Source organism: Marixanthomonas sp. SCSIO 43207 (assembly GCF_019904255.1).
Taxonomy (GTDB): Bacteria; Bacteroidota; Bacteroidia; order Flavobacteriales; family Flavobacteriaceae; genus Marixanthomonas.
The window spans coordinates 441,723-458,667 of record NZ_CP063203.1; the positions used below are offsets into that span (position 1 = coordinate 441,723).

Annotated in this window: 17 protein-coding genes; 8 read left to right on the forward strand and 9 right to left on the reverse strand. The window is 33.9% G+C overall.

What is annotated here, in order from left to right; translation table 11 throughout:
* The first annotated feature begins 48 nt into the window (after positions 1-48).
* The 4 genes from INR76_RS02100 to INR76_RS02115 all read left to right on the forward strand — a co-directional run bounded on the left by INR76_RS02100 (position 49) and on the right by INR76_RS02115 (position 4,527).
* Positions 49-642, forward strand: coding sequence for an NAD(P)H-dependent oxidoreductase (locus INR76_RS02100; RefSeq protein WP_223109018.1), 594 nt, complete (start codon positions 49-51; stop codon positions 640-642).
* Positions 643-644: 2 nt separating this feature from the next.
* On the forward strand, positions 645-2,540 hold the full coding sequence (locus INR76_RS02105) for a monovalent cation:proton antiporter-2 (CPA2) family protein (RefSeq protein WP_223109019.1): 1,896 nt from the start codon (positions 645-647) through the stop codon (positions 2,538-2,540).
* A 20-nt stretch (positions 2,541-2,560) separates the two neighbouring features.
* On the forward strand, positions 2,561-3,625 hold the full coding sequence (locus tag INR76_RS02110) for an ArsO family NAD(P)H-dependent flavin-containing monooxygenase (protein WP_223109020.1): 1,065 nt from the start codon (positions 2,561-2,563) through the stop codon (positions 3,623-3,625).
* A gap of 146 nt (positions 3,626-3,771) precedes the next feature.
* A complete protein-coding gene (locus tag INR76_RS02115) occupies positions 3,772-4,527 on the forward strand; it encodes a type 1 glutamine amidotransferase domain-containing protein (protein WP_223109021.1) in 756 nt (251 codons plus the stop codon).
* Positions 4,528-4,591: 64 nt separating this feature from the next.
* On the opposite strand, the gene INR76_RS02120 is transcribed toward INR76_RS02115, so the two are convergent.
* The 7 genes from INR76_RS02120 to surE form a co-directional block, all read right to left on the reverse strand.
* Positions 4,592-5,701 carry a sensor histidine kinase gene (locus INR76_RS02120; protein WP_223109022.1) on the reverse strand — a complete coding sequence of 370 codons (1,110 nt, stop codon included), beginning with the start codon at positions 5,699-5,701 and terminating at the stop codon, positions 4,592-4,594.
* Positions 5,701-6,465 carry a LytTR family DNA-binding domain-containing protein gene (locus INR76_RS02125; RefSeq protein ID WP_223109023.1) on the reverse strand — a complete coding sequence of 255 codons (765 nt, stop codon included), beginning with the start codon at positions 6,463-6,465 and terminating at the stop codon, positions 5,701-5,703. The genes INR76_RS02120 and INR76_RS02125 overlap by 1 nt, the downstream gene beginning before the upstream one ends.
* 170 nt (positions 6,466-6,635) lie before the next feature.
* Complete coding sequence (locus tag INR76_RS02130) at positions 6,636-7,187, reverse strand: hypothetical protein (RefSeq protein WP_223109024.1); 552 nt, start codon at positions 7,185-7,187, stop codon at positions 6,636-6,638.
* Positions 7,188-7,373: 186 nt separating this feature from the next.
* A complete protein-coding gene (locus tag INR76_RS02135) occupies positions 7,374-7,883 on the reverse strand; it encodes a C40 family peptidase (RefSeq protein WP_223109025.1) in 510 nt (169 codons plus the stop codon).
* A gap of 48 nt (positions 7,884-7,931) precedes the next feature.
* Positions 7,932-9,041 carry a lipid-A-disaccharide synthase gene (gene lpxB, locus INR76_RS02140; protein WP_223109026.1) on the reverse strand — a complete coding sequence of 370 codons (1,110 nt, stop codon included), beginning with the start codon at positions 9,039-9,041 and terminating at the stop codon, positions 7,932-7,934.
* Positions 9,042-9,146: 105 nt separating this feature from the next.
* Complete coding sequence (locus tag INR76_RS02145; RefSeq protein ID WP_223109027.1) at positions 9,147-9,434, reverse strand: hypothetical protein; 288 nt, start codon at positions 9,432-9,434, stop codon at positions 9,147-9,149.
* Positions 9,427-10,209, reverse strand: a complete 783-nt coding sequence (gene surE, locus INR76_RS02150) for a 5'/3'-nucleotidase SurE (protein ID WP_223109028.1) — start codon at positions 10,207-10,209, stop codon at positions 9,427-9,429. Before surE ends, INR76_RS02145 begins: the two co-directional genes overlap by 8 nt.
* A gap of 146 nt (positions 10,210-10,355) precedes the next feature.
* On the opposite strand from surE, the gene INR76_RS02155 reads away from it, so the two are divergent.
* From INR76_RS02155 to INR76_RS02170, 4 genes are all read left to right on the forward strand, one after another.
* Positions 10,356-11,513: a DegT/DnrJ/EryC1/StrS aminotransferase family protein gene (locus INR76_RS02155; protein WP_223109029.1), complete on the forward strand. Its 1,158-nt coding sequence runs from the start codon at positions 10,356-10,358 to the stop codon at positions 11,511-11,513.
* The gene (galE, locus tag INR76_RS02160; protein ID WP_223109030.1) at positions 11,513-12,535 is read left to right on the forward strand and encodes a UDP-glucose 4-epimerase GalE; all 1,023 of its coding nucleotides are present in this window, start codon (positions 11,513-11,515) and stop codon (positions 12,533-12,535) included. Before INR76_RS02155 ends, galE begins: the two co-directional genes overlap by 1 nt.
* A 37-nt stretch (positions 12,536-12,572) precedes the next feature.
* Positions 12,573-13,853: an amidohydrolase family protein gene (locus INR76_RS02165; protein WP_223109031.1), complete on the forward strand. Its 1,281-nt coding sequence runs from the start codon at positions 12,573-12,575 to the stop codon at positions 13,851-13,853.
* Positions 13,854-14,192: 339 nt separating this feature from the next.
* Positions 14,193-14,384: a hypothetical protein gene (locus tag INR76_RS02170; protein ID WP_223109032.1), complete on the forward strand. Its 192-nt coding sequence runs from the start codon at positions 14,193-14,195 to the stop codon at positions 14,382-14,384.
* Between the two features lie 80 nt (positions 14,385-14,464).
* Here INR76_RS02170 and gldN read toward each other — a convergent pair whose 3' ends face one another.
* Positions 14,465-15,364, reverse strand: a complete 900-nt coding sequence (gene gldN, locus INR76_RS02175) for a gliding motility protein GldN (RefSeq protein WP_223109033.1) — start codon at positions 15,362-15,364, stop codon at positions 14,465-14,467.
* 17 nt (positions 15,365-15,381) lie between these two features.
* Entirely contained in the window at positions 15,382-16,938 is a 1,557-nt protein-coding gene (gene gldM, locus INR76_RS02180) for a gliding motility protein GldM (protein WP_223109034.1), read from the reverse strand.
* Between the last annotated feature and the right edge of the window lie 7 nt (positions 16,939-16,945).

The following is a 16,945-nucleotide window of genomic DNA, read 5'->3' on the forward strand; positions in this document are numbered from 1 at the left end:
TCTTGCTTTTAGGGTTTTCAAGAAAAGTATTTCAATTATTTTAGACAAATGAAAAAAGCTTTAGTTTTATTTGCCCATCCAAAATTTGAAAATTCACGTGCCAATGCAGCCTTGGTAAATCGTTTAAGTACAAAGCACCATGTCACATTTCACGATTTATATGAAAATTACCCTACTTTTCATATAAATGTAAAGAAAGAACAAGAGCTACTTCAGCAACACGATATTATAATATGGCATCATCCGTTTTACTGGTATAGTGGCCCTGCTTTATTGAAGCAATGGATGGATATGGTGTTAGAATTTAATTGGGCTTATGGTCCTGAAGGGAATGCCTTACAGGGCAAAACAGTGTTTAATGTAATTACAACTGGCGGCTCAAGAGAGGTTTATTGTTCTGAAGGTTACAATAGTTTTACTGTCAATGAATTTTTGCGTCCTTTTCAACAAACCGCAAACTTGTGCGGCATGAAATATTTACCACCATTTGCTTTGATGGGGTCCCATCGATTATCTGATGAAGACTTAATCACCTATGCCGATCAATATGAAAATTTAATTGATTTATTACAAGATGATTTTCAAGTTGAAACTTTATCCAACTGTTATTTCTTAAACGATTTAGCACTATTAAATAAATAATTATGACGGGATCCTTACTTTTTGAAGCTATCGTTTTTTTATCTGGAGCTCTTGTTTGTGTATTTATTGCAAAAAAGCTAGGTCTAAGTTCAGTATTGGGGTATTTAATTGCCGGAGTACTTATTGGTCCTTATGTGCTTGGCTTTATTGGTGAGGAAGGTGAAGATATATTACATTTTGCTGAATTTGGTGTAGTGGTGATGTTATTTTTAATTGGCCTCGAAATTGAACCAAAAAATTTCTGGAAAATGCGTAAATCCATTATTGGTATGGGAGGCATTCAAGTAATATTAACCGTCACACTTACCTATTTACTATTTACATTTTTAGGTTTTGATTGGCAGGTGGCGCTGGTGATAGGAATGGCAGTTTCATTATCATCAACTGCTATAGCTTTACAAACCATAAAAGAAAAGGGATTAATGGATACCACATTTGGTATTAGCTCATTTTCTATCTTACTATTTCAGGATATTATCGTTATTTTTATGTTGGGTGCTTTACCATTATTATCAAATGGTACGCAAGATTTATCTTCAGATGCTGGACACGGTACAGCTTCACTTATAGAAAATCTTCCTATTGGCCTTCAAACTTTAGCTATTATTGCTTCGGTTGTTTTAATTATTTTGGTAGGAAGTTATTTAATCGTTCCAATCTTACGCAAAGTAGCCAAAACCGGAGTTCGTGAGTTGCTCATTGCTGCTGCATTTTTAATTGTTTTTGCTATTTCATATTTAATGGAGTTTGTAGGTCTTAGCCCTGCGCTTGGTGCCTTTTTGGGTGGCGTAGTATTATCTACCAGCGAATTTAAACACGAGCTAGAAAGCACGCTAGAACCTTTTAAAAATTTGCTGTTAGGCCTCTTCTTTATGGCGGTTGGTGCAAGTATTAACTTTATTGTCATTGCAGAAAGCCCTTTAACAATTGGTGGTCTTCTATTTACTATAATTATATTAAAGGCCGCTGTACTGTATGTAACAGGACGCATTTTTAAATTAAAACTAGATCAAAAACTACTGCTTACATTTAGTTTGGCACAAGTTGGTGAATTTGCCTTTGTACTGCTTTCGTTTGCATTTCAGCTCAATATACTTAAACCAGAACAGATGGATATGATGCTTGTGATTACAGCGGTATCTATGTCACTTACACCTATATTGAGTGTTATTAATGAACGGTTTATTCTACCAAAAGTAGGGACCAAAGAATCTATAAAACGTCCTATGGATCATATCGCAAAAACACAGAAAGTAATTCTAGTGGGGTTTGGGCACTTTGGGAGTACAGTAGGTCGTTTTTTGAGATCACACGGTGTAGAAGCAACAATCTTAGATATAGACTCAAACCGAGTAGATTTTTTACGAAAAATGGGCTTTGATGTGTATTATGGCGATGCAACTCGATTAGATTTACTGGAATCTGCTGGGATAGCTCAAGCCAAACTTCTTATTTGCGCTATTGACAATCCTTCAGTAACCAAAGAAGTGGCTAAGCTAGTAAAAGAAAAATATCCTCATGTAGAATTATTGGTGCGAGCAAAAAACAGATATGAAGCTTATGAGCTGTTAAATTTAGGTATCGAAAACATCTACAGAGAGACTTTAGACACATCATTATCACTTGCAAGCGCTGCTCTTCATAAATTAGGATTCAGAAAATATACATTAAATCGTCAAGTACAAAACTTTATTACCTATGACGAAGAGAGTTTAAGAAGGCTTGCAAAGGAACCCAATCGTGATGAAAACTACATATTTAAAGCACGTCAAGAACTAGAACAACAAGAAGACCTTCTAGAAAAAGATTTAAAAAGAGGTATTGTCACCTACGATAAACACTGGGATGGAGAACACATAAGAAAATCACTCCATCAAGATGAAAACCAAGATTTATAAATGCAATTCACATTTAAAAGATGAAAACACCCGCTGAATATAAGCTCTATGACACAATTATTATTGGTGGAGGACAGTCTGGATTGTCTGTTGCCTATTTTCTAAGACGAAAGAAGCGCAACTATATTATTTTGGATGATCGAAAAAAACCAGGTGGAGCTTGGCAAGAAACCTGGGACAGTCTTACGTTATTCTCTCCTTCTACTTACAGTTCACTTTCTGGATGGCAAATGCCAAAAGGGAATCAAGAATATCCTTCAAAAAATGAATTTTTACAATATTTGCAAGAATATGAAACCCGCTATAATTTTCCTATTGAACGAAATGTTTCTGTAAAAAAAGTAATTAAAGATAATGATGCCTTTAAGCTTGAAACCAACAATGGTATATATAAAGCCAAAACCTTGGTGAGCGCCACAGGAACTGCCAGAAACCCTTATATCCCTCATTATCCGGGTTACGAAAAGTTTGAAGGTAAAAAAATACATTCTGTAGCCTATAAAAATACAGATGGATTGCTTGGTAAAAAAGTATTGGTAGTTGGCGGAGGCAATTCTGGCGCTCAATTATTAGCCGAAATTTCTAAAGTTGCCAATACCACTTGGGTAACTCAAAAAGAACCAACTTTTTTACCTGAAGAAATTGATGGACGCTATCTTTTTAATCAAGCAACAGCTCGTTATTTGAACAAAGAGGATAATAACTTTAACAAAACAGCTTCTTTAGGTGATATTGTACAAGTTGAGACAGTACGTGAAGCTTTAAAGCGAGATGTGTATCAATATCATTTACCTTTTGAAAGGTTCTATGAAAAAGGTGTTATATGGAAAAATAGAACGAAAGAACCGTTTGATGTTGTAATTTGGTGTACAGGTTTTAATGCATCTCTTGATCATTTGTCATCACTTACTATTTCAGAAAATAATAAAATTGACACCAAAGGCACACGATCAATTAAAGAACCTAATCTTTGGTTGGTAGGATATGGAAACTGGACCGGATATGCTTCGGCAACTATTTATGGAGTTGGTAAAACTGCAAGAGAGACGGTTGCAGAAATTGAAGATACACTTGTCAATATGTAATTTTTATTGGGTTAAAAATATTTTCTTTCTTAAAAATGTGACATACATCACTTTATTTATGTGACCTATCGCACATAAAAACTGTGCGCTTGATCATCTTTCAGTATCAATTAAACCTCTAATTTTGCATCAAAATAAAAGATTAAATGAAATCAATCATACACACAACATTACTTGTCCTTTTTTCACTAACGATAGGTAATGCACAAAAGCAAGAAACTATGAAAAATCCAAAAATCGCAATGATTCTTTCTAGTCATGAACAACTAGGAAACACTGATAAAACAACCGGTTATTTTTTAAGTGAGGTTACTCATGCTTATGAAGTTTTTAAAGAAGAAGGTTATGACATTACTTTTGTAAGCCCTGAAGGTGGTTTACCTCCGGTTGACGGTTTTGACCTAGAAGATCCTATCAATAAAAAGTTTTGGGAAGATGACGCATTTCAAGAAAAACTAAAAAACACCTATAAACCTTCTGAAATAAAAGCAGAAGAATATGATGTAATTTATTATGCAGGTGGTCACGGTACTATGTGGGATTTTCCTAACAACGAGGAGCTTTCAAGCATTGCTACTACTATTTATGAAAAAGACGGGATAGTGAGTGCAGTATGCCACGGCCCATCTGGATTGGTAAATATTAAACTTTCTAATGGAAAATACTTAGTTGATGGTAAAAATCTAAGTGTTTTTACCAATGAAGAAGAAGAGAACGTAGGCTTAACAGAAGTGGTGCCTTTCCTACTAGAAGACAAGCTACAATCACGTGGTGCAACAATAATTAAAGCCGATATGTGGCAAGAAAAAGTAAGTGTTGACGAACGCTTAGTTACAGGGCAAAACCCTGCATCTGCCGGATTGGTTGCAAAAAAAGTTGTTGAGCTAATTAAAAACAATTAATAAACCTACTAATTTTAATAATTGTGTTTTAAGTTTAAAAAAAGCCTTTTTCGAAAGGCTTTTTTTATTGGAGAGGAATTTTAATTACCGTCTCTACCCCTTTGTTATTTTCTTTGTTTCTCACTTCAAAGAAGTAATCATTTCCGTAGAGGTTGTGCAACCTATCGTTAATATTTGACAACCCAACTCCCTGTTTTAGTAAAAGATGATGTTTTTTATTTAAAAGAGCACCGTCATTTTCAATCACCATTATCAATTGATTTTTTGAAGAAGAAATGGTAATATGCACTTGTAAATCTGTATGATTATAATCATACCCGTGTTTTACAGAATTTTCAATAATAGGCTGCAATAAGAGACTGGGTACTTTTTTTGATAACAAGCTTTCATCTATGTCTTTGGTAATGGTTAATTGTTCAGAAAATCTAACTTTTACAATATTTATGTAATGATCTACAATACGAAGTTCTTTCTTTAAGGTAATTCTATTGTTTTCATTATCATATAATATTTCTCTAAGAAAATCACTTAAATCTGCAATGGTGTCTTTTGCCTTGTTTGCGTCTAAATCTGTTAAAACAGCTATTGAGTTGAGAGTATTGAACAAAAAATGTGGTTGTAATTGTGATGAGAGCATTTTCATCCGGGTATTGACCAATTGCACTTCAAGTTTACTTTGTTTTTTCTCAGCTTTTTTTACTTCTTTTACGTAGTAATAGGTGTAAATCATAAACACCATCGCAAAATAGATTAGAAAATTTAAATCTATAACATACATAAATCTAAACATACTCCCTTCTATATCATATTCAGCAAATCGTAACTTTCCTACAAGAATTAAATAAAAATCAAACAACAACCGTATCACCAAACCAATTAAAAGAGAGAACACGATATGTGTTGAAATAATTTTTACCCAAGAATAGTTTTTTCTTAAAAACCGTTTGGTGCTTATTGCTATCAAGGTCATATACCCTACTACAATGATAAAGTCAAACAACAGATTATCTACTAAAAACTGTTTCCAAGAAATTACATCCATTTTTTCCATCCCTATTGATTGCATATAAATTGTTTTTACAATCAAAACAACATCAAAAAGAGCGTAAAAACCGGCTAGTAAAAGCACCAGTTTTACATCTATATATTTACTATTTGGGATAGAAAGTCTCATTATATGCCTAGTTTTTCTAAAAATTCTTTTTTATGAGATTTGCTTATACGCACCAATGTATCATTGGTCATTTTTGCATCAATTTCTGAAAAATCTGAATGTATAATCTCTTTCACGTGAGCTATATTCACAATACTTGATCTATGAATACGTACAAATGAATGGTTTTCCAAAAGTTGGTGCAAATTGGTTAAAGACTCTCTTAAAACATACTTTTTTTCTTCTGTAAAAAGCTCAGCGTAACATCCTGAAGCTTTTATATACATTATATTCTCCGGACTTAACAAAACTGTCTTATTACCTTGTTTAACGGGCAATTTGAGTTGGTTGATTCCATTTTCAGACTTTAATTTATAGAGATTAAAAAGTTCAATAATTCGTTTTTCAAAATTTGAATTGGCTTCATTCTTTGATATTTTAAGAACCTTTTCTATGGTTCTAAAAAAACGTTCGTCTTTAAAAGGTTTCAGTAAAAAATCAAATGCATCAACGTCAAAGGCTTTTAAGGCATAGTTATCATAAGCAGTTACAAAAATGACTATGGGTTTTGATTCTGTTTGTATTTTTTGAAGCACTTCAAAACCGTTCATATCTTTCATGTTAATATCTAAAAAAATGAGATCAGGTTTCAGAGTGTTTATTTCTGAAATTGCTGTTTTACCATTTGAGCATTGACCGCTCACTTCAACTTCGGGAACTTTATTAAGTAATCCCAAAACCCTCTTGCGAGCAAGTTCTTCATCATCTATAACGAGTGCTTTCATCTTGTTAAGGTACTGAAATTCTTTAATTTGAATTGAATTACCGGTATTGAAATAGTTCTTTTTAAAAATAAATACCGTTTTAAACAGCGGTTAATAAAGGTTTTATTAACTAATAACAGACCACCAGCTTCTATACCCAATGGCCTGTTATTTATTAAAAATGGAAGGTTTTAATTAACGGCTACACCTATTCCTTGATCTCTTGCGTCAATTTTTAGGCTTTGTCTTTTATTGCCATTTTCTAGTTTTACACGATAAAAAGCTTTTACAAGTAAATCACCTTTTGTTTTTGCATTGTATTTTGTTTTTACCAAAGTCCATCCTTGGTAGGTACTATGCATATCTTGACGTAATGCTAATGGTAAAACAACATTTTTAAAATTTTGCTGGGTTTTTAAAAGGTTGCCGTTTTGATCAAAATCTGCTTTTAAATAACCGTCTTTACTTTTTAAAGTAACAATATAAGAGTCAAATTTTTTGTTTTCCGACGCATCTATTACTTTTTGAATGTCAAAATGAGCATTCATAAATGCAATTGGGTCTTCTGCAAATTGACCGTTAAAACGTTCATTTACGTTGTATGAAAAACTATCTTCTTGTTCAATTGTTGATAGGTTAAAAGGTGCGTAAGTTAATTCTGTTGGGTCTAGTTCCATTACTTCTTGCGCACTCAAGATTGTTACACTTAAGCATAAAACTGCGCTAATTATTAAAGTTTTCATGATGAATAATTTTAAGGGTTTAAAGGTTTTATAAGTTGATAAATCATTGTACAATTTGATTTTATTAACTCTAAATTACTCAATATTAATACTTAAAATTTGCAAATGATGTGAACAGCTAAGTTTTGCTATTAAAATCCTTAAAAAGTGAAGTGAATGTATGGACAGTGTAAAAAAATGAGAAGACTACATAATGCGTCGTGCTTCTACAAAGGCATTGTTCCAGTAATTTTCATCAAGCGATGAAATGATTACACCTCTAGAAGTTGTAGAATGAATAAACTTGAGTATGCCTCTTCTAGATTCAACAACCAAACCTACGTGATTAATGTTTCTATGAGTTTTGCTGGTTTGAAAAAACAACAAATCACCTTCTGCAACGTCTCTTAAAGAAATACGTTTTCCTTGTTTGGCCATATCACGAGAGACTCTTGGTAGTAGAATATCTTCATTTTTAAAAGAAGTATATATCAACCCTGAACAATCCATACCCCGTTTTGTAGTTCCGCCAAATTTGTAACGAGTACCTTCAAACGTTTTTGCAAAACCTACAATTTTTTGAGCTTTATTAGGCCGTACTACTTCTTTACTATTACTACTATTACCTATTACATTTTTATTTTTTGACACCGAACGAGAAGAACCACAGGAAATCAATGTAATGGCAAGACCTAAGATTAGTAAAAACTTTTTCATAGTAGATTTGGTTTCACTAAAAATAACTAATTTTTTTAAAAATTATTTTTATAATGCTTCAATAATTAATTGAGCTGTTTTTTTACTAGCTCCTTTTCCTCCTAATTTTTGCTCAAGGTCATAATAGTCAAGAAATAAAACCGCTCGATTATAATCATCCAAAATGTTTGTCAATTCTTCTTTTAATCGTTTGGTGGTAAAGTCTGTTTGAATCAACTCTGTCACAGCTTCTTTATCCAAAATTAAATTGACCAATGAAATATAATCTAGATTAATAACGCGTTTTGCAATTTCATATGAAATGCGACTTCCTTTATAACAAACCACTTGCGGGACCTTGTATAAAGCTGTTTCTAGCGTTGCCGTGCCTGAGGTAACTAATGCAGCGTGTGAAATGCTCAACAAGTCATACGTTTTATTCAATAGTAAATGCACATTTTGTTTTTTCAAAAAGGGCTTGTAAAATGACGCATCTTGACTTGGAGCACCAGCAATGACAAATTGAAATTCAGAAAAATCTTCAACTACGCTTAACATTACCTTGAGCATTTTTGAAATTTCTTGCTTTCTACTTCCCGGAAGTAATGCAATTATAGGACGATCATCTAGCTGGTGTTGTGTTTTAAAAGAAGCTGGATCTACTTGTGTACGTTGTGCAATTTCATCAATTAAAGGATGCCCAACAAAATGAACCGGAAAGTCGTGTTTATTTTCATAAAACTCCTTTTCAAATGGTAAAATCACATACATATGATCAACATCACGTTTTATTACTTTAATCCGGTTTTCTTTCCACGCCCATATTTGAGGCGATATGTAGTAGTGTGTTGCTATTTTCTGCTGTTTTGCCCATTTGGCAATACGAAGATTAAACCCGGGATAATCAATAAAAATAATTGCGTCTGGATTAAAACTTTCAATGTCTTTTTTACAGAAAGAAATATTTTTGAGTATCGTGCGAAGATTAAAAAGAACTTCAACAAATCCCATAAAGGCCAAGTCGCGATAGTGTTTTACCAAAGTACCGCCAACGGCTTCCATTAAATCACCTCCCCAAAACCTGAAAGTTGCTTCAGGATCTTGAGCTTTTAACTCTTTCATTAAATTGGCTCCGTGTAAATCTCCGGATGCCTCGCCTGCTATGAGGTAATATTTCATGAATTATATATTTCTGAAAAATAACATCCTAACAAAAATAAGGTTTAATTGCAACTTTGGATAGCATTGGTATACTTTGGTTTAGTCACGGTGACTCTATAATCTTTACAAAAACTTTGAAATCAATATTAATAAAGCGGCCAAAACGGTTGCCATAACCACTCCCCTAGCTCGATATACTTGATTTTTTTTCAGAAGAATGAAAAATGCACATAAATTTAAAATAGCACCTAATGCTATAATGTTTCCTAAAACATCTTGCTCGATTGCAAATTGAATGGTTTTTTCAAAAGTTTCTTCAGAAAAGAAAAAAATGTATAAATAGCTTCCTGCTAGGTTGGCCACAATACCTATAAAAAAACCAATAAACAATTCTTTTGTTAACTTACTCATCTAGACTCCAACTGTTTAAATCTTTTATAGCGTGATGGGCAGTAAGATCAAACTGTACCGGCACAACTGAAACAAAGCCATTTGCCAGCGCCCATTCATCTGTGTCTTCCCCTTTGTCTTCATTAATAAACTCACCTGTTAACCAATAATATTCTCTACCTAAAGGGTTAACACGTTTATCAAATTGTTCTTCCCAATGTGCATTGGCTTGTCTACAAACTTTTATACCTTTTATTTTTCCTTCGGCCAATTTTGGGAAGTTTACATTTAACACAACCCCTTTAGGTAATCCGTTTTCAAGTGTTTGCTTAGCAATTTTTTTGATAAACTTTTTGGTTGGTTCAAAATCTGCATCTAGAGAGTAATCAAGTAATGAAAAGCCTATGGATGGTATCCCTAATGTACCAGCTTCAACAGCTGCACTCATGGTTCCACTATAAATTACATTAATTGATGAATTACTTCCATGGTTCACACCACTCACGCACAGGTCTGGTTTGCGTTTTAAAATTTCATTTACCGCCAATTTTACACAATCTACAGGAGTTCCGCTACTACTGTATTCTTCTTGTGGTTCATCTTTATGAACTTTTACTGCATCACAATAAAGCGTATCGTTGATAGTAATTGCGTGGCCCATTCCGCTTTGCGGTGAGTCTGGTGCTACTACACAAACGTCTCCAATTGTATTCATAACTTCTATTAGCGCTCGTATTCCGGGAGCAGTAATTCCATCGTCATTGGTAACTAAAATAAGTGGTTTTTTCTTTGTCATAACGTGAATTTGAAAACGTAAAAATACAATTTTATGATGGGGTATACTTTAAGAAATAGTTTCATTTTTCTTGAAATAGATAATATCATTGCACCCCGAATTCAATTTTCGTAATTTTGAAGAAACAATTCTTTTCAAAATATAGTATGCGAAAAATACAAATGGTCGATTTAAAAGGCCAATATGAACATATTAAAGATCAAGTAAATCAATCTGTTCTAGAAGTTATTGATTCTACAGCTTTTATTAATGGTCCTGAAGTACAACAATTTCAAAAGGAACTAGAAGAATACTTAGATGTAAAACACGTTATTCCTTGTGCAAATGGTACCGATGCGTTACAAATTGCTATGATGGGTTTAGGGTTAAAACCCGGAGATGAAGTTATTACAGCAGATTTTACTTTTGCAGCTACTGTTGAAGTGATTGCTCTATTAGGCTTAACCCCTGTTCTAGTTGATGTTGATCCTGTAAATTTCAATATTGATGTAGAAGCTATTAAAAAAGCAATCACACCAAAAACAAAAGCTATTGTACCTGTTCATTTATTTGGTCTAGCTGCCAATATGGATGAAATTATGCAAATTGCTAATGACAATAACTTATATGTTATAGAAGATAATGCACAAGCCATTGGCGGCACGTATACCTCAAAAGATGGTACAAAAACAAAAACAGGGACTATTGGCCACGTAGGTTCTACTTCATTTTTTCCTTCAAAAAATTTAGGTTGCTATGGAGATGGTGGTGCTATTTTTACAAATGACGATGATTTGGCTCATACTATAAGAGGAATTGTTAATCATGGAATGTACGTAAGGTATCATCATGATGTTGTGGGCGTAAACTCAAGACTAGACTCCATACAAGCGGCAGTTTTACGTGCAAAGCTACCTCATTTAGACACCTACAACGCTTCAAGAAGAAATGCGGCAAGGAAATATTCAAAAGCTTTTAATGGCATTGAAAATATCATTATTCCTACCGGGTATTGCGAAGCCGAAAACGCTGTTTGTGATGTATGTGATTGTCACGTGTTTCATCAATATACACTTCGGGTTTTAAATACAGATCGAGATGCTTTGGTTAATCATTTAAATGAAAACGGAATCCCTTGTGGTGTTTATTACCCAATTCCTCTTCATCTTCAAAAAGCATATAAAGATGAACGCTATAATGAGTCTGACTTTTCAGTAACCAATCAATTGGTTAAAGAGGTTATTTCACTCCCTATGCACACTGAACTAGATGATGAACAAATTGAATATATTACCACAACTGTAATCAACTTTGTAACTAACTAATGAAAAAAATATTAGTTACCGGCGGTCTTGGTTACATTGGTTCTCACACCGTTGTTGAACTTCAAAATGCAGGTTTTGAAGTAGTAATTATAGACAATTTATCAAATTCATCACTCGATGTTTTGGGAGGCATTACCAATATCACCTCTCAACCTCCTACATTTGAACGTTTAGATTTACGAAATAAATCGAAGGTAACAGAATTTTTCAAACTCCATAAAAACATAGAAGGAGTTATACATTTTGCCGCTAGTAAAGCTGTTGGTGAGAGTGTAAAAAACCCACTTCTATACTATGAAAACAACATTAACACCCTTGTTTATTTATTGCAAGAATGCAAAGCACACAAGATAAACAACTTTATTTTCAGTTCATCTTGCACTGTTTATGGCGAACCAGACAGCCTGCCTATTACAGAAACTGCACCTGTAAAAAAGGCGATGTCTCCCTACGGAAATACCAAACAAATAAATGAAGAGATTTTAATTGACACTTGTGCGTCCTCTCAACTACAATCTATTGCTTTACGGTATTTCAACCCTATTGGCGCCCATGAAACAGCAGAAATAGGCGAATTACCTATTGGTGTGCCTCAAAATCTTGTTCCGTTTATTACACAATCTGCAGCCGGAATAAGAGAACAACTATCTGTTTTTGGCAACGATTATAATACTCCAGATGGAAGTTGTATAAGAGATTACATTCACGTTGTAGATCTAGCAAAAGCCCACGTGGTTGCACTTCAAAGATTACTAGAGCAAAAAAATAAAAGTTCGTTTGAAGTTTTTAATATAGGAACGGGACAGGGAAACTCGGTTTTTGAAGTTATCAAAGCATTTGAAAACGTTACCGGAAAGAAATTAAACTATAATGTTGTGGAAAGACGCTCTGGTGATGTAACTGCTGTTTATGCAGATACAACAAAAGCTAATGAAGAATTAGGCTGGAAAGCAGAAAAAACCATTCAACAAGCATTAGCTTCAGCTTGGAAATGGGAGCAAAAAATCCGAAATAAAGCGTAACTTTAGTTTTTCTTATTCACTTTTTAAACTTCAACTTATGAAAACAAAGTTCGTTTGTATTCTTTTCGTGTTATTTTCAGTATTCGTTCAAGCACAAAAAACCTATTTACATTGTGGTAAAATGGTAGATGTAAAAAATGGCGTTGTACTTAATTCAAAAACCATTATTGTTTCAGGCAATACAATTGAAGCTATAAAAGACGGTTTTATCATACCTGATGACAAAGCATCAAAAATAATTGACCTGAAAGATAAAACTGTGCTACCAGGTTTAATTGACATGCACGTACATATTGAAGGTGAAACAAGTGCTGATAATTACTTAAAACCATTCACATTAAACGAAGCAGACGTTGCTTTTAATTCTGTTGTATTTGCTGAAAAAACACTTATGGCAGGGTTTACAACTGTAAGAGACCTAGGTGGAAGCGGTGTCAATGTAGCCCTTCGTAATGCCATAAATAGTGGTAAAATAACAGGACCTAGAATTTTTACTGCAGAAAAAGCTCTTGCCTCAACCGGCGGTCATGCAGACCCTACAAACGGTAGAAAACGTGATTTAATGGGCAACCCTGGACCTAAAGAAGGTGTTTTAAACGGTATAGAAGATGCCCGAAAAGCCGTTAGACAACGATATAAAAATGGAGCAGATTGGATTAAAATAACAGCAACCGGAGGTGTGTTAAGCGTTGCGAAAAATAGTAAAAACCCTCAATTTACTGAAGAAGAAATTCAAGCTATTGTCGCTACAGCAAAGGATTATGATATGCAAGTTGCTGCTCACGCTCACGGGGACGAAGGGATGCAACGAGCCATAAGAGCGGGTGTAAAAACAATTGAGCATGGTACACTTATGAGTTCAGAAACGATGGCTTTAATGAATGAAAAAGAAGCATATTTGGTTCCTACAATAAGTGCAGGAAAATACGTAGCCGATAAAGCAAAAGTTGATGGGTATTATCCTTCCATTATCGTTCCAAAAGCTCTTGAAATTGGTTCTCAAATTCAGAATATGTTCAGCAGGGCTTATAAGAAAGGTGTTGGTATTGCTTTTGGCACAGACGCTGGAGTGTTTCCTCATGGAGAGAATGGAAAAGAATTTGGCTATATGGTTGAAGCAGGTATGCCACCAATAGAAGCAATACAATCTGCAACAATTACTAATGCAAAGTTGCTAGGTGAAGCTAAAAACCTTGGCCAACTAGAAGCAAATTTTATAGCAGATATCATTGCCGTAGATGATGATCCTATAAAAAATATTAAAACTTTGGAATATGTGGTATTTGTGATGAAAAGTGGTGTTATTGAAAAATATTAACCATACTTATTTACAATTAATGAAAGCTCAAGTATTTTCTTTATTACCACATTATTAATAACTTTTGTTTGTCATAGTCAAACAAAATTTGAAAAATATTTTATTAAAACGATGCTAGATTGCAATTAGAATTAGTTCTAAATATTCAAAGAAATTAAACTTAGAGTTTCACTCCGTGGATTGAGTTTCAAAACCTATTTAAGATTTTAAAAAAATTTATAAAAACTTTTGTAATCTTGAACTACACTCTATTTTAAGAGATTCCGGAGGTTTAACATAGTATCCTTGCATAAAACCTTAAGTCTTTGTTATTTTGTACTTTAACTTTAAAACAAAGTGATGAAATTAGTTTCAGTGAAACGAAAAACAAAGAGTGAAAAACGATTTACCGAAAAAATGGGAATGTTTACTGCGAAAGTGGTGTATGTAAAAAAACGATTTTTAAATATCCCCTTTAAAACATTACACAAATACCGCGAAACCTATTACGGTAAAGTAAAAGATTGTGAAGATTGCCAAATCACGGCATAAAAAATATAATAACTTTTAAAATTAAAAAGCCCTCTATTTTCTATAGAGGGCTTTTTAATTGTAATTGTATGTTTATCGCATTAATAGTTCCAAAGATCAATTTCCATGTTACGGATGCTCTCTTCGATTCTATCTGATTCTAATAATTGCATAAGCGCATTATCATTAATGTAATCACGTACACCTCGATCTCCTTGTACGTTATCTTCTTTATAAATCATAGCTTCAAATCGCCTAGAATTGAGCAAATGATCGTATGAAATTGGCTGTGACGTGTTTTTACGGTTAAAAGCTTTGGCATTATGCAACACATCTCTTGCTGCCGGAAACCAAACCCAGAACAACTCAACCTTACTATCAATATTATCATCAGGGAACGCCTTTGAACGGGCTTCATTAGCTACTGGACAAATTCCTAACAACCTATATTTAAGTTCGCCTTGACGCTTGTCTATGTACCATATACCACGTATGCGCCATTCTTCAAGATCTCCTGCATCAAGAGTAAATTTTCTGATGTATTGAGGATCAACTGTTCCTTCAGCATTAAATTGTTCAATACCAAGATCTGTTGTATCGCTATACACCAATGAAGCACTTAAATCATCAAGTGTTCTCTTTTCAGTAAAATAAGAGTCTGCATACACATGCTCTATATCTCCATTTTTTATTCCTGAAACAAGTACATCATATAATGATCTACGCTCTGAACCAATGTTATTTGTATCAATAGGATAGTACAATGGAAAGTTTACTCGCTCATCAAGATCTATAATTTCCCAAGTTGTTTTTGACCATAATACATCACGCTCATCTACGTAACCATAAGGCAAAGGTTCATCATTATCATAGGCAATTTGTGCCTCGGTCTTCTTACCTATATCATCCGGAGTTTCGGCATTTAATATATTTACTTGTGCGGTAGCACCAAAAGATATTAAAAGACCAAAAAGAGCCGTAATAACATTTTTATTGTTCATATTCTTTACTTTTTATTCTAGTTTGTCAACTCAATAAATACAGGAGCCGTTTTCTTTAACTTAACATTACTTCCTGAAATACTGGTGTTAATATCATAAATCTGTACAGCTTCACCACGTTTTGCTCTTCTTAAAGCAGCTTTTGCTTGAGCATTTAGTTTGGTTCCACTTACTATCACTGTAGGTTGACCAGAGACTTTAAAGCTAAAGCCTGTTACACGTAAGTTAAGGTCAAAATCAAAATCTTCTAGAATAGCACTAATACTAGCTATTTCAAGGCCTTGACGTTGCATTCTTACAATACCGGTTTCTCCTCGTACGGCACCTGTTGGTGCAGGTATTCCTTTAATACGGAATTCTTTAGGAGTTCTAATTGGCTCACCATCAGGTAAAGTACCACTAGCGGTAATAGTAACTGTAGAACCTGTAGTAGGCCGCATAACATATTTACTACCAGACACCTTACTTAAACCAGGTGCAGATGCATTCACCTTATTATCTGGGATACCAGGAATAGAAACCGTCATAGGGTTATCTACACCACGATAAACTACATTCATTTTATCTGCTGAAATTACAGCTGAATTAGGCTTAGATATGGTTGAAAATGTACTTTTTACTGGCACTTCAATATCTTTCCCGTCTTCTGCAAAAATCAAGTTACCTTCAATAGTATGGTCACCTGCACTTCCCGCACTTATATTTAATTTTACTTTACCACCCTCAAAAGAATATTCGTTTTCTTTTAATGGTCTTCCATCTAGAGTTAGTTCTACTCGAGAGGGTTTAGTATTAGGGTCTGTTCTACCTAAAACGATACCTCCATCAAACTCTTCTCCTGCGTAATAAGCAGATTTTGATGTTTCAAGAAGAGTATTATAATTAGTAAATGACAAAGCAACTTCTTGTTGACCAGCTAACATTTTTGATAAAATCTCGCTTTGGGTTGTTTTGATATCATTCTGCATTTGAGTTAGTTTAGTTCTGGATGCAACTAACGGGAATCCTTCAAAGTGATAATTTAACCACGGTACTTCAACACCGTCACGACGTTCTACTGGTTGTGTTTTAAATTTAGCTTCTACATCACTAGCGATACTAGGATAAGAATCTCCTATAAGACTAATTACTCCTTCTCGATATGCATCGATTTTTGAAATAAAAGTCTTTCCTTCTGGCGATAATTTATCGCCTTGAAATAATTTTTGATCTAAATAATCAGATTTATCTTGAACTTCATAATCTTCAGTTTCATCAGGTTTTAAGGTTCCAACCATACCTGTTTTTAAATCTGAAAGATAAGTGTCTAATTCATTAGACATTGAACTTATTTGATCAGCCTTTTCTTTTACAGCACCGTACTGTTCTGCTTGTTCACTAGCTTTTGTTGCTAGGTTATTCATAAACGCAGTGTTTCTAGCTTCGGTAGCTGTATTTGAATCTGCTAATCGTTCATTTAAAAGCCCAAAAGCTGATAATACTTCTTTGGACATATTTAATGCCAACATTGCGATGAAAATCAGATACATCAGATTAATCATCTTTTGTCTAGGTCCTAGTTTTCCACTTGCCATTTGTAGT